25 protein-coding genes and 1 riboswitch are annotated in these 24,682 nt (G+C 51.2%); of the genes, 10 read left to right on the top strand and 15 right to left on the bottom strand.

Annotated elements, in window-relative coordinates; translation table 11 throughout:
• Positions 1–47 precede the first annotated feature (47 nt).
• The 4 genes from A3L08_RS07840 to A3L08_RS07825 all read right to left on the bottom strand — a co-directional run bounded on the left by A3L08_RS07840 (position 48) and on the right by A3L08_RS07825 (position 2,352).
• Positions 48–575: a hypothetical protein gene (locus A3L08_RS07840; protein WP_198362105.1), complete on the bottom strand. Its 528-nt coding sequence runs from the start codon at positions 573–575 to the stop codon at positions 48–50.
• A gap of 118 nt (positions 576–693) precedes the next feature.
• Positions 694–1,074: a DUF190 domain-containing protein gene (locus A3L08_RS07835; RefSeq protein ID WP_088854482.1), complete on the bottom strand. Its 381-nt coding sequence runs from the start codon at positions 1,072–1,074 to the stop codon at positions 694–696.
• 4 nt (positions 1,075–1,078) lie between these two features.
• Positions 1,079–1,450 carry a fluoride efflux transporter CrcB gene (gene crcB / locus A3L08_RS07830; RefSeq protein ID WP_088854481.1) on the bottom strand — a complete coding sequence of 124 codons (372 nt, stop codon included), beginning with the start codon at positions 1,448–1,450 and terminating at the stop codon, positions 1,079–1,081.
• Between the two features lie 23 nt (positions 1,451–1,473).
• Positions 1,474–2,352, bottom strand: a complete 879-nt coding sequence (locus tag A3L08_RS07825; protein WP_088854480.1) for a prenyltransferase/squalene oxidase repeat-containing protein — start codon at positions 2,350–2,352, stop codon at positions 1,474–1,476.
• A gap of 24 nt (positions 2,353–2,376) precedes the next feature.
• Positions 2,377–2,450: riboswitch (Fluoride riboswitch) on the bottom strand.
• Between the two features lie 95 nt (positions 2,451–2,545).
• Between A3L08_RS07825 and A3L08_RS07820 the strand changes: the two genes are divergently transcribed.
• On the top strand, positions 2,546–3,274 hold the full coding sequence (locus tag A3L08_RS07820; protein WP_088854479.1) for a zinc metalloprotease: 729 nt from the start codon (positions 2,546–2,548) through the stop codon (positions 3,272–3,274).
• A gap of 9 nt (positions 3,275–3,283) precedes the next feature.
• On the opposite strand, the gene A3L08_RS10260 is transcribed toward A3L08_RS07820, so the two are convergent.
• Complete coding sequence (locus A3L08_RS10260) at positions 3,284–3,391, bottom strand: TIGR04140 family protein (RefSeq protein WP_335755206.1); 108 nt, start codon at positions 3,389–3,391, stop codon at positions 3,284–3,286.
• 87 nt (positions 3,392–3,478) lie between these two features.
• Positions 3,479–3,940, bottom strand: a complete 462-nt coding sequence (locus A3L08_RS07810) for a peroxiredoxin (RefSeq protein ID WP_088854478.1) — start codon at positions 3,938–3,940, stop codon at positions 3,479–3,481.
• A 92-nt stretch (positions 3,941–4,032) separates the two neighbouring features.
• Here A3L08_RS07810 and pyk point away from each other — a divergent pair, with 92 nt between their 5' ends.
• Complete coding sequence (gene pyk / locus A3L08_RS07805) at positions 4,033–5,469, top strand: pyruvate kinase (protein WP_088854477.1); 1,437 nt, start codon at positions 4,033–4,035, stop codon at positions 5,467–5,469.
• Positions 5,470–5,826: 357 nt separating this feature from the next.
• Here pyk and A3L08_RS07795 read toward each other — a convergent pair whose 3' ends face one another.
• On the bottom strand, positions 5,827–6,630 hold the full coding sequence (locus tag A3L08_RS07795; RefSeq protein ID WP_088854476.1) for a DNA integrity scanning protein DisA nucleotide-binding domain protein: 804 nt from the start codon (positions 6,628–6,630) through the stop codon (positions 5,827–5,829).
• 106 nt (positions 6,631–6,736) lie between these two features.
• Between A3L08_RS07795 and A3L08_RS07790 the strand changes: the two genes are divergently transcribed.
• From A3L08_RS07790 to cyaB, 3 genes are read left to right on the top strand one after another with little or no spacing between them, the layout of a single operon-like run.
• Entirely contained in the window at positions 6,737–7,270 is a 534-nt protein-coding gene (locus A3L08_RS07790; RefSeq protein WP_088854475.1) for a UbiX family flavin prenyltransferase, read from the top strand.
• Position 7,271: 1 nt separating this feature from the next.
• Positions 7,272–7,754, top strand: a complete 483-nt coding sequence (locus tag A3L08_RS07785) for an Lrp/AsnC family transcriptional regulator (RefSeq protein ID WP_088854474.1) — start codon at positions 7,272–7,274, stop codon at positions 7,752–7,754.
• Positions 7,754–8,260 carry a class IV adenylate cyclase gene (cyaB, locus tag A3L08_RS07780; protein ID WP_088854922.1) on the top strand — a complete coding sequence of 169 codons (507 nt, stop codon included), beginning with the start codon at positions 7,754–7,756 and terminating at the stop codon, positions 8,258–8,260. Before A3L08_RS07785 ends, cyaB begins: the two co-directional genes overlap by 1 nt.
• Before the next feature lie 41 nt (positions 8,261–8,301).
• Here the strand turns inward: cyaB and A3L08_RS07775 are convergent, their stop codons facing one another.
• Positions 8,302–9,495, bottom strand: coding sequence for a redox-regulated ATPase YchF (locus A3L08_RS07775; protein ID WP_088854473.1), 1,194 nt, complete (start codon positions 9,493–9,495; stop codon positions 8,302–8,304).
• A gap of 94 nt (positions 9,496–9,589) precedes the next feature.
• Between A3L08_RS07775 and A3L08_RS07770 the strand changes: the two genes are divergently transcribed.
• Both A3L08_RS07770 and corA read left to right on the top strand, forming a co-directional pair.
• Positions 9,590–10,420 carry an MBL fold metallo-hydrolase gene (locus tag A3L08_RS07770; protein ID WP_088854472.1) on the top strand — a complete coding sequence of 277 codons (831 nt, stop codon included), beginning with the start codon at positions 9,590–9,592 and terminating at the stop codon, positions 10,418–10,420.
• A 9-nt stretch (positions 10,421–10,429) separates the two neighbouring features.
• The gene (gene corA, locus A3L08_RS07765; RefSeq protein ID WP_088854471.1) at positions 10,430–11,410 is read left to right on the top strand and encodes a magnesium/cobalt transporter CorA; all 981 of its coding nucleotides are present in this window, start codon (positions 10,430–10,432) and stop codon (positions 11,408–11,410) included.
• Here the strand turns inward: corA and A3L08_RS07760 are convergent.
• The 5 genes from A3L08_RS07760 to A3L08_RS07740 all read right to left on the bottom strand — a co-directional run bounded on the left by A3L08_RS07760 (position 11,407) and on the right by A3L08_RS07740 (position 14,806).
• Positions 11,407–12,105 (bottom strand): cysteate racemase, encoded by a 699-nt coding sequence (locus A3L08_RS07760; RefSeq protein ID WP_088854470.1) that lies wholly within the window; start codon positions 12,103–12,105, stop codon positions 11,407–11,409. The genes corA and A3L08_RS07760 overlap by 4 nt on opposite strands.
• 12 nt (positions 12,106–12,117) lie before the next feature.
• Entirely contained in the window at positions 12,118–12,462 is a 345-nt protein-coding gene (locus tag A3L08_RS07755) for a cupin domain-containing protein (RefSeq protein WP_088854469.1), read from the bottom strand.
• A 93-nt stretch (positions 12,463–12,555) separates the two neighbouring features.
• A complete protein-coding gene (locus A3L08_RS07750; RefSeq protein WP_088854468.1) occupies positions 12,556–13,260 on the bottom strand; it encodes an ABC transporter permease in 705 nt (234 codons plus the stop codon).
• Positions 13,257–13,958, bottom strand: coding sequence for a fluoroquinolone export ABC transporter permease subunit (locus A3L08_RS07745; protein ID WP_088854467.1), 702 nt, complete (start codon positions 13,956–13,958; stop codon positions 13,257–13,259). The genes A3L08_RS07750 and A3L08_RS07745 overlap by 4 nt, the downstream gene beginning before the upstream one ends.
• Complete coding sequence (locus tag A3L08_RS07740) at positions 13,955–14,806, bottom strand: ABC transporter ATP-binding protein (protein WP_088854466.1); 852 nt, start codon at positions 14,804–14,806, stop codon at positions 13,955–13,957. The genes A3L08_RS07745 and A3L08_RS07740 overlap by 4 nt, the downstream gene beginning before the upstream one ends.
• Positions 14,807–15,084: 278 nt before the next feature.
• On the opposite strand from A3L08_RS07740, the gene A3L08_RS07735 reads away from it, so the two are divergent.
• Positions 15,085–19,812 (top strand): DUF3883 domain-containing protein, encoded by a 4,728-nt coding sequence (locus tag A3L08_RS07735; RefSeq protein WP_088854465.1) that lies wholly within the window; start codon positions 15,085–15,087, stop codon positions 19,810–19,812.
• A gap of 16 nt (positions 19,813–19,828) precedes the next feature.
• Here the strand turns inward: A3L08_RS07735 and A3L08_RS07730 are convergent, their stop codons facing one another.
• Positions 19,829–20,485 carry a helix-turn-helix domain-containing protein gene (locus tag A3L08_RS07730; RefSeq protein WP_088854464.1) on the bottom strand — a complete coding sequence of 219 codons (657 nt, stop codon included), beginning with the start codon at positions 20,483–20,485 and terminating at the stop codon, positions 19,829–19,831.
• A 196-nt stretch (positions 20,486–20,681) separates the two neighbouring features.
• Here A3L08_RS07730 and A3L08_RS07725 point away from each other — a divergent pair, with 196 nt between their 5' ends.
• The gene (locus tag A3L08_RS07725) at positions 20,682–22,049 is read left to right on the top strand and encodes a TldD/PmbA family protein (RefSeq protein ID WP_088854463.1); all 1,368 of its coding nucleotides are present in this window, start codon (positions 20,682–20,684) and stop codon (positions 22,047–22,049) included.
• Positions 22,050–22,059: 10 nt separating this feature from the next.
• Positions 22,060–23,385 (top strand): TldD/PmbA family protein, encoded by a 1,326-nt coding sequence (locus A3L08_RS07720; protein WP_088854462.1) that lies wholly within the window; start codon positions 22,060–22,062, stop codon positions 23,383–23,385.
• Here A3L08_RS07720 and A3L08_RS07715 read toward each other — a convergent pair whose 3' ends face one another.
• The gene (locus A3L08_RS07715; protein ID WP_088854461.1) at positions 23,386–24,654 is read right to left on the bottom strand and encodes an ATP-binding protein; all 1,269 of its coding nucleotides are present in this window, start codon (positions 24,652–24,654) and stop codon (positions 23,386–23,388) included.
• Positions 24,655–24,682 lie beyond the last annotated feature (28 nt).

Genomic DNA, 24,682 nt, shown 5'->3' with positions numbered 1-24,682 from the left:
GGAGAGAATTGGCGGAACTGATTAAAATATTACCGGATTCCCGCAGATCAGCCAACTGTCAGAAGATGCTCCGTATAAGTCCTTTCTGCTACACCTGTCTTAAGCCGCATTATCAGGGTGTTGTTGCTCACAGAGCGGCCAACATGGCTGGCGGTGGACAGCCGAACCCGCCCGATGGTGAGGTTCATGACGGAGTCTATAAGCTCTTGAGGGGGGTTCGGGAGCGTGACTATCGTTATGTCCGTCGGGTAGAACACACCCCTGTAGTACTCAAGGAGCACCACAACGGGATAGCCGCCGGAGACAGTGTTTAAATGTATCAAAAAGGCCTCATGGATGTAGGTCTTCTGGTGCTCTGTCTCGGTGATGGTAACCTCAAGGGGGCCTGCCGCCATGGCCAGGCGGAGGAGGAACCATTCCAAACATTCCCTGGGTACAGAAAGCCTAAAGACTGCACTGCCCCTCTTTTCGTTGTAGTACACCCACTCAATAGATGCGTCGTTCCAGACGATCGCGTCCATGACTTGATTAAAGCGTTCCATCGGGATTTCAAATTCGAGCGCAAGCATCTCCACGCCCCCACGGCATTAACGTTTTGTTCTATGTCTATCCCATTCAACATAACATTTCTCATTATCCCCTTATTAAGTTAACGGGTGTTCTAGTTTGACCGAGGGGGCGTAGGAATATTCATCAGAGTTCCCTTATGGCGTCTTCCTCGAACTTCTTAACTTCCTCAGAGGTGCCGACCCAGACCACTATGATGGGCTCAACGGTTATCATGCCGTCCTTTATCATGGGCTTTATCTCACATATCGCCTTCTCTATCTTGTAGCCCCTGTCCACGACCTCGATAACAATCGGCAGATCGGTTGATAGCCTCATGACATCGGCGGAGTGAACACGACTCTTCTTACCAAAACCGTAGATGCCGCGGTAAACAGTTGCCCCGGCGATGCCCATCTCCCGCAGCTTTTCAACTATCGCCTTGTAGAGGGGCTTCCCCTCCCAGCGGTCGTTCTCGCCGATGTAGATTTTAAGGCGAAGGGTGTTCCAGTGCTCGACCTCGACCATTCAATCACCTCCGGGCGAGAATAAATCCCACGAATACTAAGGCAATGGTGATTATAACGTTTGCCGCGACGTTTATGCCCGCCATCAGGTACTCCCTCTCGCGCAGGAGCGAGAACGTCTCGTAAGAGAAGGTCGAGAACGTGCTCAAAGCGCCGCAGAAGCCCGTCCCAAAGAATGCCCTCCAGTCCGCTGGAACGTCCAGTCCCCAGAACATGAGGCCGTAGAGGTAGCCGAGGATGAGGCTCGCGAGACTGTTGACGAGGAGCGTCCCCACGGGAAAGTCTCTGTAAACGGGGAGTATTCCGGACAGATAGAACCTTGTGAGGGCCCCAAGCGCCCCGCCTGTCATGATTGCTATGATTATCCTTGCATTCACGTCCCATCCCCGTCCCTAACGCTTCAGGTGTCCTTAAAAAGATTGAGACCCATGGCTTCAACAACTGCCAGTGCCCTGTAGGTGTTCTGGAAGTTTGAGATGCCGAGCTCCAAAGAACGCCTGAAGCCGCCGTTGGAGTTCTGGAGCTGGCGTATAAACCAGACGTGCCTCTTCGGACAGGACGGCATCTCTCCCTGGAGCTCAAGTCCCCGGGTTGCATAGAAAGTCGGTTCAAGGTACGGAGGAAGGCTGTAGGGAACCTCAGTAAAGCCGCCCCAATCACCGCAGAGCTCGCAGTTCTTAAAGTGCGAGCTTTTCGGCGGCATGTAGCCGAGGGCGTTGAGGGTATAGAGGGCCTGGTAAGTCATCGTTGTCGTCGGCTGCTTCACCCCGTAGCCGTTCCCGTTTCTAAAGCGCATTACGAACTCCCTGATGGCCTCTTTTTCTTCCGGAGAGAACTCGTACCCAATAGCCCTGAACGCCTTAACGACCCAGTAGGTCGCTTCAAGAGGTGTCGCCGTTCCAAACTCCTCGCTGCCGCCGAGGCCGACGGCGAACTTACCTTCGAGAGGGTTGTATTTCGTGAACACGATGTCGGTGTGCTCCACTGCAACGTCCTTCGCCCCAAGGAGGGCAAGTCCCTCTAACGCCATCGCTATGGCAACGACCGCGGTCTGGGGCTGGATTGCCTCCTCAAAGAACTCTATTGTCTTCTCCCCGTTAGGAACCTCTAATCCAAGGAGGTCATAAATTTTAACCGCGTAGTAAGTGTCGTTCACGTTGGTGTCGTCCAGAACGCTCACGAAGCAGTAGCCACCGTCATCGTGGCGTCTCTCCTCGATGTAGTCCAGAATACCCTTTACGTTGATGTAGCGTCTCAGCTCGTAAAGCTTCGAGCCCATTCTACCGCCTCCCAAATTTTCTAGCGGAGAACAGGCGTCATCAGCCCATGAGGGCGGTTCGGCTCGAAGCCCGGGCGGACGCCATCGCCCATGGAACCTCCGAACGGGGCTTAAAAACGTTTGCGGTTCAAGGTTCTAAAGAATCACCTAAAAACTTAATAAGTTTGAAAGGGTCTCCCTTTGTGGTGTAATCATGGAGTTCATAGCCTTCACCTACGTCGGCAACTTCATGGAGAAGGAGGTTATAGACGAGGTAGTTTTCACGGTCTTTGACGAGGCCAACCGCTTCTTCCACGAGAACGATATACCCATGAGGTTCCTCTACATCGATAAACTGAAGCTCGAGCCGGGCTACCTCATCAACCTCAACACCCCCGAGGGGAAAATAAGGGTCTACCCGCTGGAAGCCTTGATTGACGTGCTCCACGCGCGGCTCCTTCAGGAGATAGAGGAGAGGCCGGACATAGCAATGAACAAGATATTCGCCATTACCACCTTCCCGCTCGTCTCGAGGAATCCATACTTTGACTTCTACGAGAAGTTCCTTGGAATCCACGAGACGAGGCTCGGTTTGAGGATAATGGTGCTCTCCATGAAGCCCTTTGAGCCGGAGGGCCTCAACGAGATGCTGAAGGAGATGGCGGGCAGTGAGAACCCGAACCCCAGGCTCAAGAGGAACGTCAGGGAGCAGCTCACCCTCTTCAAGGACAGGGTTCTTAAGGGCGTCCTCCACGAGATAGGCCACGGCTTCGGCCTCGAGCACTGCTCCAACGACTGCGTTATGAACTCCCCCTCGAGCATGGGGGAGTGGGACTCACGCTACCCCGGCTACTGCGACTCCTGCTTCATAAACCTCAAGAGGGCGGTGGAGTGGTCGGAGCTGACCCTGAGACAAAAGGAAGGGGAGAAGCACCAGGACTGAAAGGCCAGTTCAGCCTCCAGCTCTCGCGTGCATGAGCCTCTCCATAAAGCGTTCGACCTCTTCTTCGGGCCCCTCGATCCTCGCCCTATACCGGGGTATCCCATGGAAGGGCTTCACATTCTCGACCGTCAGGCTAACCCGGGCGCTGGACTTCTCGGCGATTTCCCAAGCTCCTCCGGAGAGATTGCGGTTACTATCTCCTCATCATTCTGCTCTCACGAGCTTCTTTGCCTCCTCAAGCACCTTGGCGGCGTGGCCCTTTGCGCGGACGTTGATCTTTTTCCACACGATTTCGCCCTCAGGGTTGAGGATGAAGGTGCTTCTTATAACGCCCTCGTACTCCTTTCCATAGCGCTTCTTCTTGCCCCACGCTCCGAGGGCCTTTATCAGCTCCGCGTTGGGGTCGCTGAGGAGTCTGACCTTCAGGTTGTGCTTCTCCTTGAACTTCAGATGGCTCTTCACGGAGTCCTTTGAGACGCCGATAACCTGGAAGCCCAGCTTCTCGAACTCCGGCAAAAGCTCCGTGAACTCTTTCGCCTCGGTCGTGCAGCCGGGCGTGTTGTCCTTTGGATAGACGTATAGAACCGTCCACCTTCCGAGGACGGCGTCCTTCAGGGGAAGCTCCTTCCCCTCCTCGTCGAGAACCTTGACCTCGAGCGGGTTCATACCATCACCGGATTAATTAGGGCGCCCTAATTCTTAAGCCTTTTGGCAAAGGTTATTAGGAACCATCCCGAAGGGGTAGGGGGTGGAAGATTATGAGGCTCCCATCACACAAGACGAAGATCATAGCCACGATAGGCCCCTCATCCCTCAAGAGAGAAACGATAGAGGCCATGATAAAGGCAGGCATGAGCGTCGCGCGCATAAACTTTGCCCACGGCGATCTGGAGCAGCACGCCCGAACGATAGAGCTCGTCAGGAGCGTCTCAGAGAGGCTCAACAGGCCCGTCGCCATTCTGGGCGACCTGCCAGGAGTGAAAATACGCGTCGGCGAGATAGCAGGGGGTTCCGTGGTTCTGAGGCGCTGGCAGACTGTAACCCTAACAACACGCGACGTTGTGGGCAACGAGGGGGTCATTCCCGTCCAGTTCAAGGACTTTCCAAAGCTGGTCTCCAAGGGGGACATCATATACCTCAACGACGGCTTCATAGCGCTCCGCGTTGAGGAGGTTAGAGAACCGGATGTCATCTGTAAGGTTCTCGTCGGCGGAACGCTCTTCTCCCACAAGGGCATAAACGTCCCCAGGGCGAGGATGGCCATCGATGCTGTTACTGAGAAAGACTTAGAGTTCATAGAGTTTGCCCTCGAGCACGGCATTGACGCGGTCGGTATAAGCTTCGTCGGCTCTGCCTACGACGTTCTCAAGGTGAGGCGCTTCGTGGAGGAGCGGAATGCCAGGATGTTCATCGTGGCCAAGATAGAGCGCCCCGACGCGGTCAAGAACTTCGACGAGATACTGAACGCCGCCGACGGAATAATGATAGCGAGGGGCGACCTTGGCGTTGAGATGCCAATAGAGAGGCTCCCCATCCTCCAGAAGAAGCTGATACACAAGGCCAACTGCGCAGGAAAGCCCGTCATAACCGCCACTCAGATGCTCGAGAGCATGACCGAGGAGAAGCTTCCCACGAGGGCAGAGGTCACCGACGTCGCCAACGCCATCCTCGACGGCACCGACGCGGTTATGCTCTCAGAGGAGACAGCAGTGGGGAAATACCCAGTCGATGCAGTTAGGATGATGGCAAGGATAGCGAAGACGACCGAGGCCTACCGCGACTCCCTCTGGTCTGCCCGCATAGTCGAGCTCAAGATGAGCGAGTGGAAGGGCAGGGTTCAGAGAAAGGGGACCATAAAGGACGCCATAGCTAGGAGCATCATTGAGGCGCTGAACTCAATAGATATCAAGTACATCCTCACACCGACTAGGACGGGTGAGACAGCCAGACTCATCTCTCGCTTCAAACCGAAGCAGTGGATTCTGGCCTTCGTGACCGACGAATGGGTCGGCAACACGCTGATGTTCTCCTACGGCGTCTACCCGTTCACCGTAGAGGAGACGAGCGAGGAGGAGATACTGCGGGTCATCAGGAGTCTCGGGCTGGTCAAGGAGAATGACACTGTGCTGCTGACCAAGGGAACGCCCATAGGCAAGATCGTTGGGACCAACACGATAAGGATATTCACGGTCTGACCCCAAATTTTTTTAGTGCTGCAGTGCAATATCTCGTCCGTTGAGGTGCACCTATGAACATCGATCAAATCCTCGGTACAGCGATTGTTTTCGGGGCCTACGGCTTCATGTTCTATCTTCTCCATGCCCCCCAACCGCACGATAGAGGAGATGAAGAGGCTAAGGTCTGGGAAGCGGAGGAGGTACGCCAAGAAGAGAATAGGCCACGTCCTTGAGGTTCAAAGGAATCCGAGGCACAGGGGGCGGTGAAATGGAGAACAGTGAAACCATCGAGCTCTCCAGAGGTCTCTCGCTCGTTCATCTCATGATATGGGAATAGGATGACTAAAAGCGTGATACCTGAAGAACTGGAGCCGCTCAGTACTTTATCCTCGGGTTGTACTCGAGCAGCATGAGCCCGTTCTTGAATATCCTTATCGTGCCGCTCTCGGAGAGACTTATTGCCATAGCCTTCGTGAGCTTGGTTATGCCCGCGGCCGCTATGTGCCTGCTCCCGAGGCCTGGGGGAAGCATGAGGTCTATCACTCTCGGCTCGACCTGAAGGTATCTTCCAGCGGCCGTTATCCTGCCGTTCTCCCTGATTACAAACGCCCCGTCAAGCTGGGCGAACTCCTTGATTATCTCCTTGCTGTCCCTGTCAAGGACGTTCACCTTGTGGCCTTTGAAGGGGTTTGGGATGAGCTGGTGCGAGTGCCTGAGGACGCGCCTCGTGTCTCCGATGACAAATATCGTCCCAACAGGAGTTCCCTCGCGGCCCTCTATGCTGAGTTCGATGGCTATCTCAAGGAGCCTCTGGAGAACGTTCTGGTTCTGGGCGAAGAATCCGCGCATCGCTGAGAGGCTCTTCTTGACGGTCTTGATTCCGATGGTTTGTCTGGTCACGTAGACGAAAGAATCGCCCTCTCCGAGGATGTTGTGCTCTATCAGGAAGGCGGATATGAGGTTGAGGACGTTATGGATGTCGAGGTTTTGGGGGATGGAGACTCTCTTCACCCTCTCGTTCTCTACATCGAAGGAAGAACCGACTATGACGACGGTAACGTCAACCTCCGGGAGCTCCTCGGGCTTCACGTCCTCGAGGACGACGAGGGCTTTTCCCCCGAGTTCCTTAACGATTCGAACCGCGCTCTCCAATAGCACACTGGGAATTCCCTTCTCCATACGAATCAGCCGTTAAGTGGTACTCTGAACAGTATAAAAATTTACCGACGGAGGAAAACCCAGAAAACGTTAAAACTTGGGGCGCGTAATCAGTTCGGTGCACGGGATGAAGGTGATAGTTGCGATAACCGGGGCAAGCGGGGCCGTCTACGGGCTCAGGCTAATAGAGGTTCTCAGGGAGCTGGGACACGAGGTAGTGACAGTAGCGTCAAAAACAGGTCTGGCGGTTGTGAGACATGAGACCGGAGTGGACTTTAAGCCAGACTACACCGAGGAGAACCTCTTCGCCCCAATAGCGTCGGGCTCGAACCCCTTCGACGCGATGGTGATAGCCCCCTGTTCGATGAAGACCCTCTCCGCGATAGCCAGCGGCTACGCGGACAACCTGATAGCCAGAGCCGCCGATGTGGCCCTTAAAGAGCGCAGAAAGCTTATCCTGCTGGTCAGGGAGACGCCCCTGAACTTAATACATCTGCAGAACATGATGGCCGTTACACAAGCTGGGGGGATAATTATGCCAGCTTCTCCAGGATTTTACACAAAGCCCAAAACTTTGGACGATATGATAAACTTTATAATTGGAAAAATCTTAGACCTTCTTGGAATTGAGAACGAGGTATACCCCCGTTGGAGGAGTTGATATGGTACAGCTCGATGACCTCGACAGGGCGATCCTTCGGGTACTTAAGGAGGATGCCCGGCTTACAATATCGGAGATAGCCGAGAGACTCAACAGGCCCGAATCGACGATACACTTCAGGATAAAGAAGCTCCAGGAAAGAAACGTAATCGATAAGTACACCATCGTCCTCGGCGAGGATCTCCAACCCCGTGCCCTGGCCGTCGTCTACATTCAAGCAGAGACGCCCATAATCGAGGACTTCCTCGAGAGGTATGTCAAACACATAATAAAAACCCTTTCCCTGCTCCCGAACGTTCTGGCCGTAGCCAGGAGCGGTAAGGGCGGGGTGATAGCCCTCATAGGGGAGGAGAGTTCCGAGAAGCTTAACCGGTTCGTTGACGAGACGATAAGGGTCCTCCCGACGCTCAAGAGGGTTGAGGTAATGCACATAGACGAGTTCGGCAAGGGAAAAGACCTCGTGGGCTTTCTGGTGAACGTATGATGGAGATAGAGGTCAAATTCCGTGTGGATTTCAACTCCCTCAGGGCTGTAATAGAAGCCCTCGGTGCATCGTTCGTCCGCGAGGAAGTACAGGAAGACGTCTATTTCTCCATCCCCTTACCCGAGTTGCTTAGGGTTAGACGTATCCCCAACCTCGGGAAGACTTTTCTCACGTACAAGCGCATAGCTGACCCTGGAAGAAACGAGGAGTTTGACGAGCTCGAGGTCGAGGTCTCGGACTTCGAGACTACCGTTGAGATCCTCAAAAGACTCGGCTATAAAGAGGATGTCATCGTTAGGAAGCGCCGTCTCGTTTACAGGCTAAATAGGGTTACCTTCGAGCTGAGCGAGGTTGAAGGTCTCGGCGGCTTCCTTGACATCGAGGTTATCTCCGACGATGTGGCCGAGGCCAAGCGCGAGATCTGGGAAGTGGCGAGGAAGCTCGGTCTTAGCGAAAAGGATGTGGAACCCCGGCTCTACCAGGAGCTGATCCGTGAAAGAACATGATGGATAGCGGGGATAAGAAAATAGAAGAAAACTCCTCTGGCTCAGCGCGCGGTCGCGACTATCTTTATTATGTCGTTGAACTGGAGCTCGTAGTCCTCGCCAACGCGCCTGTGGGTTCTCGCGTTGACCGCGTAGAGGAAGGTCTTCCCGAGGTCGGTATGCACCTTGTAGGCAAGATCGCGTGGTGTCGAACCCTTCGGGAGAAGGTGGACGTGCGGCAGAACGTTCCCGAACTGGTCGGTGAGCTTGTGCTCGTCCTCCACCGGGTAGACCGGGACGAGGTTGAGAAGCTCGAATGTGGCAGTGTTTATGACCTCCTGCACGCCGGTCGAGCCAAACCTGTTCAAAACGCGTTCCCTGATGAGCTCCAGCGCCTTCTCCTGCTTCGGGCTCATCTTCTTGAGGATTTTGAAGTCCGAACTACCGGGAACGTAATCGATGAATCCAGCCTTGGCTGCCTTCCTCAGCGTGAGCTCCGCGGCGGCGCTCGTCGGGATGACGATGTATCCCCTGCTCCTCCCCTTCTTTATGAGCCTCTCTATCTGAGCGTCGGCGGCCGCGTCAGCCTTGTTGGCGGCTATGATTATCGGCTTGTTCACCTTCCTCAGCTCGCGGACGAAGTTGAAGAGGTCCTCGTCGCTCCACTTCGTCGGGTCGTTGTCGAGGCCGAGCTTGTGGATGGCCTCGAAAGCGTCCTCCTCGGTCACGCCTATCCCCGTCAGCTGGTCGGCTATCGCCTGGGCGAGCTTGAGGTGCTGGAGTTTGATGCGCTTGGAGAACTTGTCCCAGTTCTTTCTCAGGATGCCGTATATCCAGTAGTCTATCTCCCTCTCAAGGAACTCGATGTCCTCCACGGGGTCGTGGTGATCCGTCGGCTGCCCCTCGGCGTCGGTCTTTCCGGTCGCGTCGACCACGTGGATCAAAGCCGACGCCATCCTAAGGTCATCGAGGAACTTGTTACCCAAACCCCGTCCCTCGTGGGCACCGGGGACGAGACCTGCGACGTCTATCATCTTTATCGGGATTAGAGACTTCCCCTCGCGGTACTCATAGTTCTGCGGGTTCGGGGTGCAGCCGAGCTCCTTACAGGGGTGCTCAGCTATCGCGTAGGTGACACCGACGTTCGCATCTATCGTCGTGAAGGGATAATTGGCAATCTGGACGTCAACGAGTGTAGCCGCCGAAAAGAACGTCGATTTCCCAACGTTTGGCTTTCCAACGACACCTATCTCCATACTCACCACCGGGCTAATTTCGGGGGAGGGTTTTAAGGGGTTTCGGCGAAAACTATAACTTCTTCTTTGTCCTAATCCTTCCGGTGAAAAACCCATGCGCGTAACCGTCCTCGTCGAGGACTATTCTGGCTATGAAAGCCCGTTTCTGGCGCAGCACGGCGTCAGCTTTCTCGTTGAAAAAGGCGGGAAGAGGATTCTCTTCGACACGGGGCAGAGCGCCGAGCCGGTTCTCCACAACATGGAGCTCCTCGGAATAGAGCCCGGGAGCATCGACTACATCTTCCTGAGCCACTGCCACTACGACCACACCGGCGGCCTTCTGGGAATCCTCAAGGCGGTCGGGAGGAGGATTCCCGTCATAGCGCACCCCGAGATATTCAGGAAGCACTTCATCACGAAGCCCTACTTAAGGAGCGTCGGGATACCCTTCAGGAGAGATGAGATTGAGGAGCTGGCGGAGCTTTATTTCACTGCTGAACTCATCGAGATAGTTGAGGATCTATACTCAACGGGCGAGATAAGGGGGCGCGAGGACTTTGAGAAGGCCAATCTGGAGGTTTACACCCTGAGAGGCAGAAAGGTCATAAAAGATGAACTCCTCGACGACACGAGCCTTGTCGCAAAAACCGAAGAAGGTCTTGTCGTCGTGAGCGGTTGCAGCCACGCGGGCATAGTGAGCATAGTGAAGCACGCGATAAGGCTCACAGGCGAGAAGAGGGTTAAGGCCATCATTGGAGGCTTTCACCTCATCGACGCGAGTGAGGAACGCATCGAGAGGACAGTGAGGGAGTTCCTGGAGCTCGGAGTCGAGGAGGTCTACACCGGGCACTGCACCGGATTGAAGGCTGAAGCTGCTTTCCTCCAAGCCTACGGCGAGCGCTTCCACAAGCTCCACTCTGGGGTGGTGATTGATTTCCCTGACTGAGGTGATCGAATGGGTGAGGAACCGGAGAAGCCGCGGATAACGGTGATAGCCTATTCAAAGGATAGGTTCATGAGCGGGAAGCTCTCCGATATTCGGGAAGTCCTTGAAATAACGGGCTACGACGTCGTCTGGGTGAACGTGGATACCGTCTCCCTCATCCCGGAGCTCAAGGAAGTCCTCGGCATCCACGAGGTTCTCGTGAGGGACTTCAAGAGGGGCGCCGGAAGGCCACGGGTGATGGTTTTCCCGGACTATCTCTTTGTCCTGCTCCACCAGATATACGAGAAGGATGGCGGGCTGAAGAGGGAGCGCATAGGTCTCCTCCTCAAGGGCAACCTCCTCGTCACCGTTCAGGAGATTCCCGGAGATGTCTTCGACCCCATAAGAGAGAGCATCCGCGAGGGGGAGGGACTCTTCCGCGAGCGTGGCGCTGACTACCTCCTCTTCGCACTCCTCGAGGCGATAGTCGAGAACTACGTGCCAATAATAGAGAGGATAAGCTCCAGGATGGAGGAGCTCGAAGCGAGGATACTATCAAAGGGGGATGAGACCGTTCTGCGCAGGATACATAGCATAAGGCAGGAGATACTCTTCATGAGGAGAACCGTCTTCCCGCTCCTCGAGGCCTTCAGGAAGCTCGAACTGGAGGGGACGAGCTTCTTCAGCGAGGAAACCAGGCCCTATATCGAGGAGCTTCACGGTCACGTGATGGAAGTCCTCGAAATCCTCGAGGGACAGCGCGAACTCGCCAACAGCCTCGTGGAACTCTACTATTCGACCATATCGATGAAAACCAACGACATCATAAGAATCCTGACGGTGGTCTCAACGATATTCATCCCGCTTACCTTCATAACCGGCCTCTACGGCATGAACTTCCGCTACATGCCAGAGCTCTACTGGCGCTACAGCTACCCTGTGGTTCTGCTCGCTATGTTGGTGATAGCGGTTGGCATGCTGGTCTATTTCAAGAAAAAGGTGTGGATTTAAAAGTCCTCAAGGCCGAGGGCAAGCTTCACAGCTTTTTCCGCTATCACGTCCATCGGGTCTATCAGGGGGACGCTCAAGTCCTCCTGCCTCAACGCCACGCTCACCTCGGTGCAGCCCGCTATTATTCCATCGGAGCGCCTTTCCAGCCGCCTGGCCACTTCGAGGAGAAGCTTCCTCCCCAGTTCAAGGTTTCCGGCTTTTACCCCCTTGTATATGCCCCTCATAACTTTCTCCTGGTTGGTCTTGTCCGGTACCGCTATCTGGACGCCGTGTTCAAGGAGCGCTCTGTGGTAGACGAGTCCCTTGATGGTTCCATCGGTGGCAAGGAGGCCGACTTTTCTCAGGCCCATTTCCCGAACAACTTTAGCGGTCTCATCAATCATGCTGACGAGGGGAATGCGTATAGCCCTCTGTATAGTCTCTGCGAAGAAGTGTGCCGTGTTGCAAGGCATTATTATGAAGTCGGCACCGCACTCTTCAAGCTTTCTCGCGCTGGCTATCAGCTCGGGCCTTGGGTCTTCACCCTGTCCAAGTATGAACGCTGTCCTGTCCGGTATCTTCGGGTTGTTGTAGATGATTATCCTCGGATGGTCCTGATCGCGTTTCGCGGGGGTCTTCTCAACTATCCTCCTGAAGAGGTCGGCCGTTGCTAAAGGTCCCATGCCGCCGAGGATTCCTATGACACGCTCGGCCATACTCTCACCAGCCTACTCATCCAGCCACACCGAGTCGTCGCCGTAGTAGTTCAGCTTAACCACGAAGAGCCTGAAGGGCTCATCCTTCTCGTTGACGACCCAGTGGACTGTTTTAGGCTTGACGAGGAAGATATCGCCGGGCTTTGCTAAATACTCGGTCTCCCCTATCCCTAGCCTCGCCTCACCGCTTATTATGTAGAACAGCTCGTACTGGCGCTCATGATAGTGCTTTTTGACGGTTTGATTTGGTTTGACCTCGACTATCTGGGCGTAGCTCCCCTCGGGCAGCTCGCCCTCAAAGAGCGGGAGCTTTCGATAAGTGCCCCTATCAATGAGGTTCTTGATTTCGGCCTTCATAGTATCACCGATAGTCCCCTGCGAAGGAGGGATAGATAAACCATTCCCTCAACTAGACGAAGTCAGGCTTCAAAGTCTGAAATCCGTTGGTTATCAGAGCACCCTCTTCCTGAACAGCAGCACGAGCGGGACGAGCCACAGGAGGTGGACCATGACGGCAATTGGGAAATCCGAGTAGTCGTTGGCGGGAATGCCATCAAAGACCTTGTAGAGCCAGTATGTGGGCAGAAAGGCCGTGAACCTGCTCCAGTCGGTGGAAAGGTTCCTCCAAACGACGACGAGCTTTATCAGCGGGGGTAACATCAGGAACCAGCCGAGAACCTTGGAAACCGTTAGCGCCTGCATCCTTGACTCCGAGAACACCGTGATGAGAAGCCCGTAGATCCACACCTCGAGGAGGAAGAGGGCGATCAACGCGAGAATTCCCTTTTGGGGCATCTCTATGTCGAGGATCCAGGGAGCACCGGCGGTCATCAGCGCGGTGACTATGGAAGCCCACGTGAGCCTGTAGGCTAAGAAAGCCTCGCTTGATATTGGAATGACCTGAAGTGCCTGTATGGTCTTGTCTTCCTTCTCGTCGGCCATCATGAAGCCGGGAATCATGCCCAGTATCATGGGAATGAATATCAGCGTCAGGAGCGCGAGGAGAGGGTAGTAAACGCCAACGCGGTCTTTGAAGTAACGGACGATTAAGAGGAGCACCAGCGTCATTGCAACGCTGTAGAGGAGCATCGGATCCCTCCTCAACAGTTTGATGTCCGTCCGGTAAATTGCCCCAAACTTCTTCACAAAGCTCATCTCAATCCCTCCACGGCGTATTTGTAGAACCTCCTTTTGGCGAGGTAATAGGCCACACCCGCCCAAACAACTAGAGCTATTCCCGACTTCACCAGTGTATCCGTTGAAACCTCCACGAAAGGAGCTTTGAAGAAGTAGAGCACCGGGTAGCTTGGAACGGCGTAAAGAACCTTCCAGATTTCGCTCGTGAGGTAGCCGTGGTAGTGGGCGAAGGGCAGGAGGGAGACTATAAGGACCGCCATGATGGGCACGAAGTAGTCGTCGAGGTCGCGGTACTTTGCCGAAACCGCAATCCCGAGGAGTGTATAGACCACCGATGCCAGAAAGGCCCCCACCGCCACATAGCCCAGTCCATCGAGCGAGCGGGTGCCTATGGCCATTATCAAAACCGCCCCGATGACCGACAGCAGGCTCATGATGAGTGTTTTGGCGATGATGTAGTCCCTCCACTCTATGGGCGTCACCGCTAAAGCCCCTATCGCCCCGTCCTTCTTCTCGGCGAATATCTCCGTGCCGACGAACATGAAGCCGACCAGCCCCGGCTCGAAGAGGAGGAATATGGGCACCATTGTCGGAAGGTATCTCTCTGGAAATATCATGAGCATCAGCCCGTAGGCCAGGCCTATCAGGACGTATATCGGGTAGACGTAGCCCCTCACACCGAGGGTGAGGTTCGTCTTCACGAGCCTTCCAATCATACGAGCCTCCTCCCCGTCACCTTCAGGAATATCTCCTCCAGTGTGGGCTCCTCCGTGTTTATCCTCCTGACCTCGTGGTTTTTGATGATATTCAGAAACTCCTCGTTTCTTCCGAGGTTTTCGAGCGGGAACTCGGCCATCTTAACATCATTGTCATCCACGTACTCCACCCTGACGAGCCTCTTCCCCATCTTCACCTTGAGCTCTCCCGGGCTGTCAACGAGGGCTATCTTTCCCTCAACGATGAAAGCTACTCTGTCGCACAGCTCGTCCGCGACGTACATGTTGTGGGTTGTCAGGAAGACCGTCTTGCCGTTTTCCCTCATCTCGAGGAGAAGGTCTTTTATCTTCCTTGCACTCGCGGGGTCGAGGCCTTCAAGCGGCTCATCGAGGAAGAGCACCTCTGGGTCTGGCAGCAAAGCCCTCGCGAGGTCGAGCTTCTTCTTCATGCCCTTGGAGAAGCCGGATACGAGCTGGTCCGCCTCTTTCTCGAGCCCAACCATCTTCAGGACTTCGAGGGGGTCGAGGTGCCTTTTGTAGAAGCTCGCGAAGAATTGAAGGTTTTCCAGGGCGGTTAGCCTCGAATAGACGGCAGGAAACTCGAAGGACACGCCGATTTTGTTGTAGTAGTCCTTTCCCCACTCCCGGAGATCCTTCCCAAATACCTTCACAGTGCCCTCGTAGTCCTTGATGATCTTCACGAGGATTTTGACCGTTGTGGTCTTTCCGGCGCCGTTCGGCCCGAGGAAGCCGTAGATTTCCCCCTCCTCCACCGAGAAGCTGAGCCCATCAACGCCCCTCACATCACCGTAGTACTTCCTAACGTTCTCAACCTCTATGACCGGCATGCTTTCACCGGTTTAGAATACGCGCTTGGTGTAGTTATAGTTAGCCACGCACATGTGCGGGATAAGTTATCAAGTACTTCCACACCTTAAGAAAGGCGTCATTGTGATAGATAAAGCTCTCTATTAAAACAACCCATTGTGCTTGAGAGCCAACTAAAAATCTATAATACTGCCCAAATTGGTTTATCCTAAACAGTGTGTAACGTAGTTAAGAAACCTTTAAATCCTCTTAAAGCCCTATAATTGTCCGAACACAAAAGTTACGGAGGAAGGAGGTTGTGGGAAACACTCACTCCCAGGCGAATCTCACGCTGAAACCAAAGGATATAATCAGAAAAATTCAGGAGGAACTATTTGGAATTGGTATTGATTCCAGTGAATTACCTGAAAATGTAAAAAACTACATTTTACGCAATAACGAGTTTAAGAGAGATGCTGCAAAACTTGCTGAGGATATCCACACTAAAAAGCCCCACTTTGTTTTTGAATTAATCCAAAATGCAGAAGACAACGAATATAAAGAGGCCGTGATACCAAAAATCAAATTTATTCTAACCTCAGATTGTTTAATAGTCCAAAATAATGAGACTGGATTTAAAGAAGAGAACGTCTGGGCTCTATGTAAAATTGGAGGTTCTACCAAAACAAATAAATCTCTGGGATACATCGGTGAAAAAGGGATAGGATTTAAGTCCGTTTTTATGGTGGCAAACGAAGTTTGGATATTCTCAAATGGTTTTCAGTTCAGGTTTGAATACAATAAAAATGACCCTCTAACAATGTTAATCCCAAGGTGGATTGAGCATGTTCCAGATTTTGTTGATCCCACTCAAACAAACATTATACTGGTACTAAATGATGAATCAAAGACAAAGGCCTCTAGATATTTAAATGATGTCCACCCTAATTTGCTACTGTTCCTTCGGAAATTAAAGATAATTGAAATTGAAGACAGAACTCGGGGGATATACAAAAGATTCGAACGTTTTGAAAAAGACAACGTGGTTGAAATCAGAATAGAAGAAAAAGCCGACAAATTAAACAAAACTTCTACACTGAGGTGGTTTGTTGTTAAAAAAACTCTAACAGTGCCTTCTGAAATTTTCGAAGATAAACGGAGAGGTGTAAAGGAAACAGAAATAATCTTAGCGTTCCCATTAAACGAGGATGGCTCTCCAGACGCTTCAAAAGAACAACATGTTTTTGCATTCCTACCGGTTAGGAGGTATGGATTTAAATTTATTCTCCAAGCCGATTTTATCCTCCCCATAACTCGAGAGGATATAATCAGAGATAGCCGTTGGAATGCCTGGCTTAGAGATTTCATCGTGGATGTTTTTATGGATGCTGTTGAAGAATTCAAGAAAGATGATAAACTAAAATATTGCTTTTATGAGTATCTTCCCCTTGATGAAGTTAAAGATGAATTCTTTTTGCCAGTAGTGGAGGGGATATATAGAAGGCTTAAAGAGGAAGAGTGCATCCTAACAGACGCCAATATTTGGAAAAAGCCTTCGGAAGTCATAGTAGGGAATGAAGAGATAAAGAAGATAGTACCCAACGAATATTTGTATCAATTCCTCGGAAAGGAATATTTATCCAGTAAAATAAAAGCCAAAAAACAGGTACTCCACAAATTAGGGATTAGAGATTTTTCAATTGATGACCTGATTAAAATACTTGGGAACACTGAATGGCTTAAAAAACAGGGTGACGAATGGTTTGCAAGTTTGTATAGATATCTCAGCAATAGAAAACTTTCTGAGGAACAGTTAGAGGATCTAAGGGATCTGGATATTGTCAGATTGGAGAATGGGGAACTAACTTCCATAAACAAAGGCACAGTTTTCTTCCCAATAGAAAAAGAGAGAATCTATGGATTTGAAAGTGAACTCAGAATAATTAGAAGAGATGTTATCGATATCATTTCAAAATACGGAAAAGAAGAGGGAGATAAGATTCTTGAGTTCCTTAAAGAGTTGGGAATCAGACATGCAACACCATACGAAATTATCGAGAATTATATCTTACCAGCTTATGAAGGTGAAGACTGGAAACAAAAAGATTCAAGGACATTGATTGGATATATTAGATATATCAAAGATAATATGCACAAATACGAGAGAGAAAGTGACAGAAGATTAAATGCCAATAAAAAATCGTGGGAAACTAAAGAAGATCCATTAAAGCGCCTTAAAAAGTCACTTCTTATACGCATAAACAGAGATGAAGGAGAAGAATGGTATGACAACCCAGAAAATACATATTTGCCTAAGATCTACGGGAACGAGAATGACTTGGAGGAGTTATTTGAGGGAATCGACGTAAGTTTTGTGCATCCATGCTATCTCGAGCAAGATATAAGGCACATCAATAATGAACTCTCTGAATTGGAGAATAAACTAAAGGATAGAAGCAAAACATGGAAGAAAAAGCACAAAAAAGAAATGAAAAAAATAGAAAAGAGAATTAGGGACTTGAAAGAAGAAAAAGAGAAGAGGATTAGGGAATGGAAAGAGTTCTTTCTAAAGCTTGGGGTTCATGAAGTACCTAGGGTCGAATATTATGAGGGGAGCTGTGGGTTAAGCTATTCTCACACTTATTGTGATTTTCAGAGCAGATTTGGAATACCCAAGGAAGAAATGAAATATTCAACTAGAGAGCACAGGATTAGAGACTGGAAGCTCTCTCCAGAACTCGAATACATACTAGAAAATGGGAATGAACGGAGAATGAAGATTTTACTGACCCTACTGGACAAATATTGGAGCGAAAAATACTCAAAATATCGGAATATGGGTTATTGGTGGTTCTATTACCTCGAGTATTATAGGTCATTTCCTTCATCGTTTATCAGAGAGTTAAAAGAAAATATTAAGCTCCCCACAACACAAAATGTCCTTGCAAGTCCCCCAGAGGTATTCCTAGATAAACCAGAAATTCGAGAACTCTTGGGGGATACTGTCCCATATCTGGCAGTGGAAATTAAAAATAATGAGTTCATTGAAGCCTTGGGTATCAACACTCAGGCTAATGTAGGGGGTGTACTAAATTATTTAAAAGCTCTTGTGAGGCAGGAGAGTACAGATAAGGAAAAATTTGAACGGCTGTATGAGTTCTTGGATAAGCATTTTGGGGAAGACGCAACTAACATTAAGAAGGAATTTGCTGAAAATTCTCTTATTTTTGTTCCCAACTCAGGGAAAAAATATTACAGCACTGAGGAAGTTATCTGGAAGGATGTGGGCAATATTTTCGGTAAAAACAGGATATATTTGGAAAAACACTATCCCAAGCTCAAAAAATTCTTTGTGGAAAAACTTGGCATAAGTGAGAAGCCCACCCCAAAAGATTATGCCAACGTATTGGTTGATATCTCCAAAAAAGAGGAGATTTCTAAGGAAGATAAGAAAATTGTTTTGAAGATATACGAAGAACTGAACCGTAGCTTAAATCCTGATAGAGTTGAAACCCTTATATCTCAGGAAGATTGGTGGAAAGATTTCATCGAGGAACCAATATTCTTAACCGACAGGAACGAGTTTTGGTATAACGATAATGACATCTTCATAAACGATGATAACGAACTTTATGAACTGTTTAAAGACGAAGAAAACATCAGTTTTCTATGGTTGCCCGAGGAATACCCCGTAGATAAGATCAAATTTTTCATCGAAGCATGCAATCTTCGTTATATATCTAAAAGCACTAAAGTTGAACCGTTGCTTGAAGAGAGTGAATATTTAAAAGATCAAGAACTCACAAATCGCATTCGGACTCTCATACCCTATGTTTTACGGTATCTTTATTGGAGAGAAAATGCAACATATGAAAAGCTCAAAAAAGAGGGAATATTCGAAAAGATCGGAGAAATTAAAGTTTATATCTCAGAGACTCTAAAGGTTAAATATTCAATAAGTATTAGCGAAAGGAACACAGTAGATAAAATTGCCGAGAGAAAATGTATTTACTATGGCGGCAATTTGTATGTCGAAAGAGAGAATGCTAGCCTCAATGATCTTGCAGTAGAATTTTCCAAAGTGTTCGGAGAAGTTAAGGGTCTTGACTCATTCCTGTTGCTCATTATAAATATCCCTCCATCAAAAATAGAGAAAATCATGGAGATACAAAAAATAGGGAAACTACCCGAGGGTAAGGCTGAGTTTTTAAGAAATGTGCTCAAAGCTGAAAAGATAGAAGAAGAGAAAGAGCTTGAAAAGAGCGCAGAAAAAACCCTTTCAAAAGAAAAAAGACGTGAAGGAATCCATCTTTCAATATTAACAAAAACTACCCCCAAATTGTCAACAAAGCCAAAGGAAGAAGAGAACATTATTGGAAGTAATGAAGGTATCCCAGACGAAACGGGGGAGAAAGAATGGACTCCAGAATTTTCTTCAGAGGAAGTTCCGGTTAGGGTTGAAGAATACAAGCTTCAAAAGCAAAGCCACATACAAGAAGGACATGGCAAAAATTCTTCCATGGAGGAAATTCACACTTTATTATCTTTTAGGTCCACCAATTCACCTCCAGAAAACCTGAGCGAAAAAACAAGAGAGGAGATTGGACGGTGGGGAGAAAAATACGCCTTAAGATGCATCAAAGAAGAGTTAGTGGATAGATACCCTGATGCCTCTTTAGTGGATACTGAACGGGGCTTTAGATTGGAAAGGAGAGGTAATGTGATTGTAGAGGTGATATGGGAAAACAAAAAAGGTGAAAGTGGCAAGCCTTATGACATTAGGATTATACATAAAAGAGAAGGGGACAAAGAAGAAGCTTTTTTTGTTGAGGTTAAGACTACACCTTCAATGGCTAAGGCAATATTTCACTTGTCCGGGAATGAATGGAATTTCATGAAAGAAAACGGTGATAAATACTGTATCTATAGGGTATACGGGGCAGGAGGAAGCAATCCCAAGGTAGTCAAGATCTCAAACCCAATAAAGTTAATATATGAAGGAAAAATTAAAGTGAAAAATGCAACTGTAGAGATAGACTCGTCATAAATTTCAAGAAGAATTGCTACTCTATAACCTCCTCCAGCACCCTCTTCAAGCCCTTCCTCAGGTGCTCCTTCACGGTGGAAGGGCTCAGGCCGAGCATCTGGGAGAGCTCCCTGAGGGTCACGCGCCTCGGATTGTCGAAGTAGCCGCTCTTGTAGGCCAGAAGGAGAACCTCGAACTGCCTCCCGGTCAGCTTCAGGAGTGGATTTTCCCCCGGAGTGTAATCCTCAACGCTGACCACTCTGGCCCCGTAAACTTCCTTAACCGCCGAGATTACGTCCCCGAGGAGGCCTTCCTCGCAGACGACGTAGAGGTAAAACCCCTCCGTGCTGAAGGTGCCCTTCTCAAAGACCACCATGCCCCTTTTCTGCACCTCAAAGAACCGGGAGACGTTCTCCGGAAGGGACGCATGGAGAAGGTTCGCTCTCACGTAGAGCAGGTAGTGATCGTTTTTCGGGATGAGCTTCGCGTCCTTCACGTAGGGAATTTTGAGCAGTTCGCCGAGAACCTCCTCGGGCTTCACGCCCTCCTTAAACTTGACCTCCACCAGCTTGACCACGTCGCTCCCGAGAAGGAAGTAAGTATCTCCATAACCCCACTCCACGGCCTCCAGGAAGCTCCTGAAGGCGTTGAAATAATCAAGGCTGATCGGGATGGAGAACTTTATCCTCTTCATGGGGCATCAAAGGAAGTAGGAACTGGTTGTTATTAGGGTTTCTGAAAAAACAAACTGGCAGGTACACCAAAACCGCAAAAGCTGAGGGTAGCGGCAACTGATATATTTCACCTGTTTTGACTTCCATCGAAGTCCTCACAAGACTTTTATAGGTCGCTTTCCACTCATCAACGGACAAACGTAATCGGTGATGACTATGGAAGCACTTGAAAGAGCCCTTAAATGGGCTGAGGAAAACCTAAAGGCTGAGTACATTGAGCTCCGCTACGAGGATCTGAAGAAGACCACCCTAGGACTCAAGGACGGCGTTTTTACGAGCTTTACAGGAAAGCTCCACAGGGGAGTCGCAATAAGGGTTCTGGCAGACGGCGCCTGGGGTTTCTCATCAACCAGCGACCTTTCTAGCCTCGAGAAGAAGATTGAAGAAGCATACAAACTGGCAAAGGCCGCGGCCCAGACGAAGAGGGAGAAGATAGAGCTGGCCGAGATAAAGCCCGTTGAGGACTTCGTTAAGAGCAAGATGCGCGTTAAGCCCCGCGAGGTTGACATCGAGGAGAAGGTGAACCACCTCAGGGAGCTGGAGAAGCTCCTCAAGGAGGACAGCGCGGTTAAAAGCGTCCAGATACGCTACGAGGACGGCGGCGGCAGAAAACTCCTCCTCACGAACGAGGGGACGAGGATAGAGTGGGATTACAACTACCTCTACCAGGGAACCTACGTCACGGGCAAGGCCGACGGAAAGCTCGCTATGGCGAGGGACAGCATAGGGGCGGTTGACTACGGCTGGGAGCTCATGACCGACCACGAGCCGAACGAGAAGGTGACGGAGAGGATTCTGAGGAAGATGCACAGCCAGCTGAAGGGCGTTGCACCAAAGCGCGGCGAGTGGCCGATCGTTGCAGGCCCGATAGTAGTTGGCATCATCGCCCACGAGGCGCTTGGACACCTTGCGGAGGCTGACTTAACAATAAACTCGCCCTTCAAAGACCTTATCGGCAAACAGATAGCTCCAGAGTACGTAACCATGAGCGAGCGCTACGTTGAGGGAGGCTTTGGTAACGATAAGTACGACGACGAAGGCGTCCCGGTTAAGGACATCCACATAATCGAGAATGGTATTCTCAAGGAGATTATGCTGAACAGGGAATACGCGGCGAAGTGGGGCATGGAACCCAACGGCCACGCTAGAGCTGAGAGCTACCGCTATGCCCCGATAATCAGGATGCGCAACACCATCTTTGAGCCCGGCGACCACTCCTTCGAGGAGCTGATAGAGGACATCAAGTTCGGCTACTACGTCGTTGACTTCCGCGGCGGCCAGGCCCAGCTCAACTCGGCCTTCCAGGTCGGAATTCAGGAAGGTTACGTCATCAGAAACGGCGAGATAGCCGAGCCGATAAGGGACACCTCGATCACGGGCGTTGCCATCGAAGCTCTCAAGAAGATTTCGGCGGTCGGCAAAGACTTCGGCCTCGAGGTCGGCTTCTGCGGTAAGGGACAGACGGCCTTCGTAAGTTCAGGCGGCCCACACATGCGCTTTGATGGAGGAATCCTGATCGGGTGAGGTGGTGAAGATGGAGAACCTCATACGCTTCGGCGAGAAGCTTTTCGACGAGCTCGAGATAGCCGTCTACCGCTCAAGGGACGTCAGCGCGAGCGTCGAGCTGAACGAGATTTCGATGGCCTCGACGAGGAGCGGCGCTGTAACTGTAATCCGCGGAATAAAGGACAAGCGCCTCGGCCTTGCTATCGTTGACAGCGACGAGCCGGAGAGGATCAAGGAGGCCATAGAGCAGGCCGCGAAGATGGCAAAGCTCAACTCCTCAGATGAGAAGTGGGTCTCCCTCCCAGAGCCGGGGAAGTACAGGGAGAAGCCAAAGCCAAACTACGAGCTTAAGGAGACTTCCCCCGACATACTCGTCGAGAAGCTCGTCCACGGAATAAAGCTCGCCCGCGAGAAGGATCCCAACGCGGTAGTAGCTGGCGGCGAGGGCGGCGTCTCCTGGGAGGAGAGAAGAATACTCAACTCCCACGGTATCGACATCTTCCAGGAGGGCGGAGCGGCGTTCTTCTACCTCGAGCTGGTTGGAAGGAAGGGAGACGTCGTAACGCCGGGCATCTTCGACTTCGACGCCAGGAGAGACCTCAACCTTGACGTTGATGGCGTCGTCGAGAGGGCCGTCCAGAAGGTGGGGTGGGCCTACAACGTGGAGAAGAGCAGGAACGAGGAAGTGCCGATAATCCTCGGTCCGTGGGCCATAGCGGGGCTCTTCAGCTACGCGCTCCTTCCAGCGTTCAGCGGTGAGCGCTTAGTCAAAGAGACCACCCCGCTCGCTGGAAAGGTCGGCGAGATGATAGCAAGCGAAGTTTTGACCATCTACGATGACCCGTTCCACCCGCTGTCGCTTGAGCCGGTTATAGCCGACGGCGAGGGCGTTCCGACGAGGAAGAACATCCTCATCGAGGAGGGAACGTTCAAGGGCTTCGTCTGGGACAACTATTGGGCCAAGGTTTACGGAACCGAGAGCACCGGCAACGGGAAGAGGGATTTGAGAAGCGGAGGCATAAACATCGGCTTCCACAGCGTCGTCATCGAGAACGGCAAGCGCTCGCTCGAAGACCTCATAGCGGAGATAGACCGCGGCTACCTCGTGGACGGCCTCCAAGGTGCACACTCCAGCAACCCGGACAACGGAAACTTCGCAGTCACCGCTAACCCGGCCTTCCTCATCGAGGACGGCGAGGTCAAGGGCGCGAGCGTGTTCCTCATCGCTGGAAACGTCTACGAACTGCTAAAGCAGACGAGCGAGGTAACGAAGGAGCAGACGGTCATGCCCTTCATGAACACGATGATAACGCCGCACATAAAGTTCGAGAACGTGAAGATAGCGGGGAAGTGATTACCCTTTCTTTACCCATTCTTCCACGGGCAGGAGCTTGATAACGCGTCCCCCGAGCTTAATTTTCTCCTCCTTCCCTTTTTCCCACGTGACCATCGTTGGCTCTCTGATTCCCGTTTCAGAGGCGGCTTCAATAAGTGCCGCCAGCTCCCTCTCCCTGTTCTCAGGATGGAGTTTCCACGAGACCTGTATTAGCTCCTCTCCGGGGATTATGAAGTCAACCTCCCTGCCACTTCCTGTTACGTAGAAGAAGAGGTCCTCGTTTGGCCTGAGACCGCGTTTGAGGAGCTCGGTGAATACGAGGTTCTCCAAGAGCCTCCCGCGGTCGCTAACTCCGAGAACCGTGAGAAGACCGTTGTCAACGAAGTATGGCTTGAAGCCGAGGAGCTCTTTCTTCTTTTCAGATTTCACATAGGCCCTTAGCGGGAAGGCAACCAGGGCATCGCTGAGGTATTCCACGTAATTGGCCAGCGTCGGCTTTCCGACCGCTATGCCTATGCTCTTCATCGTGGAGTGTAGCTTGGTTACCGACGTGTGGCTTGATGAGGCCAGAAGCTTGAAGAGGAATCTTAGCGCTTTGAGGTTGTCAACGCGCCACCTCTCGACGATGTCGCGGTAGATTGTGACGTCAAGTATCTCTCGCAGAATCTCGCGCCTGAGCTCCGGCTGGAAGACAACCTCAGGGTAGGAGCCCCACTCAAGGCACTCCTGCACAACCCCCAGGAGCTTTCCTCTTGTCTCCAGCCCCAGGAGGGCTTTTTCGAGCCCCCTCACCCTCAGAACCTCGGAGAGCGAGAAGGGGTAGAGGTTCAGGGTTATAGCCCTCCCCCTCAGGACAGTTGCTATCTCCTTTGAGAGAAGCTTTGATGAAGAACCTGTCAGGATTACTTTGTGTCCCATGTCGAGGACGTACCTGACGAAACGCTCCCAGCCTTCAACCACCTGGACTTCATCGAGCAGGAAAAGGAGCTTCTCACCTTTGGGAACGGACATCAGGGAATAATAGCTCCTCAGCATCTCCATTAAGTCCTCGGCGGTTGCCCCAACGAGACGTGGATCCTCGAAGTTTACGTAGAGGCTTCTTCTCCGCTCCGGATCGAGTTCGTCCCACAGCTGGAAGAGGAAGAACGTTTTTCCAGCACGTCTCGGTCCCACAATGGCCAGAGCACGGCTCTTGGGGAGCTTAACCTCGACATCTCGCCTGGTGTATTCCACCCTCAGCTCCAGATAGTCCGAGAGTACTTCCTCCCAAGTTGAGCGTCCAATCATGTTTTATACATAAAACATTCTATTTAAA

Origin of the sequence: Thermococcus pacificus (assembly GCF_002214485.1) — an archaeon.
Lineage (GTDB): Archaea > Methanobacteriota_B > Thermococci > Thermococcales > Thermococcaceae > Thermococcus > Thermococcus pacificus.
The sequence above is the reverse complement of the archived record's forward strand: the minus strand, read 5'-3'. Positions and strand labels throughout refer to the sequence as shown.

Coding starts and splice junctions, on each gene's coding strand:
- corA (WP_088854471.1), top strand. CDS start 10,430: ATGGGTGAGGAACCGGAGAAGCCGCGGATAACGGTGATAGCCTATTCA.
- cyaB (WP_088854922.1), top strand. CDS start 7,754: ATGGAGATAGAGGTCAAATTCCGTGTGGATTTCAACTCCCTCAGGGCT.
- A3L08_RS07730 (WP_088854464.1), bottom strand. CDS start 20,485: ATGAAGAGGATAAAGTTCTCCATCCCGATCAGCCTTGATTATTTCAAC.
- A3L08_RS07770 (WP_088854472.1), top strand. CDS start 9,590: ATGCGCGTAACCGTCCTCGTCGAGGACTATTCTGGCTATGAAAGCCCG.
- A3L08_RS07750 (WP_088854468.1), bottom strand. CDS start 13,260: ATGAGCTTTGTGAAGAAGTTTGGGGCAATTTACCGGACGGACATCAAA.
- A3L08_RS07740 (WP_088854466.1), bottom strand. CDS start 14,806: ATGCCGGTCATAGAGGTTGAGAACGTTAGGAAGTACTACGGTGATGTG.
- A3L08_RS07810 (WP_088854478.1), bottom strand. CDS start 3,940: ATGAACCCGCTCGAGGTCAAGGTTCTCGACGAGGAGGGGAAGGAGCTT.
- A3L08_RS07745 (WP_088854467.1), bottom strand. CDS start 13,958: ATGATTGGAAGGCTCGTGAAGACGAACCTCACCCTCGGTGTGAGGGGC.
- A3L08_RS07760 (WP_088854470.1), bottom strand. CDS start 12,105: ATGGCCGAGCGTGTCATAGGAATCCTCGGCGGCATGGGACCTTTAGCA.
- A3L08_RS07790 (WP_088854475.1), top strand. CDS start 6,737: ATGAAGGTGATAGTTGCGATAACCGGGGCAAGCGGGGCCGTCTACGGG.
- A3L08_RS07715 (WP_088854461.1), bottom strand. CDS start 24,654: ATGATTGGACGCTCAACTTGGGAGGAAGTACTCTCGGACTATCTGGAG.
- A3L08_RS07755 (WP_088854469.1), bottom strand. CDS start 12,462: ATGAAGGCCGAAATCAAGAACCTCATTGATAGGGGCACTTATCGAAAG.
- A3L08_RS07820 (WP_088854479.1), top strand. CDS start 2,546: ATGGAGTTCATAGCCTTCACCTACGTCGGCAACTTCATGGAGAAGGAG.
- A3L08_RS07785 (WP_088854474.1), top strand. CDS start 7,272: ATGGTACAGCTCGATGACCTCGACAGGGCGATCCTTCGGGTACTTAAG.
- A3L08_RS07725 (WP_088854463.1), top strand. CDS start 20,682: ATGGAAGCACTTGAAAGAGCCCTTAAATGGGCTGAGGAAAACCTAAAG.
- A3L08_RS07835 (WP_088854482.1), bottom strand. CDS start 1,074: ATGGTCGAGGTCGAGCACTGGAACACCCTTCGCCTTAAAATCTACATC.
- A3L08_RS07775 (WP_088854473.1), bottom strand. CDS start 9,495: ATGGAGATAGGTGTCGTTGGAAAGCCAAACGTTGGGAAATCGACGTTC.
- pyk (WP_088854477.1), top strand. CDS start 4,033: ATGAGGCTCCCATCACACAAGACGAAGATCATAGCCACGATAGGCCCC.
- A3L08_RS07825 (WP_088854480.1), bottom strand. CDS start 2,352: ATGGGCTCGAAGCTTTACGAGCTGAGACGCTACATCAACGTAAAGGGT.
- A3L08_RS07795 (WP_088854476.1), bottom strand. CDS start 6,630: ATGGAGAAGGGAATTCCCAGTGTGCTATTGGAGAGCGCGGTTCGAATC.
- A3L08_RS07720 (WP_088854462.1), top strand. CDS start 22,060: ATGGAGAACCTCATACGCTTCGGCGAGAAGCTTTTCGACGAGCTCGAG.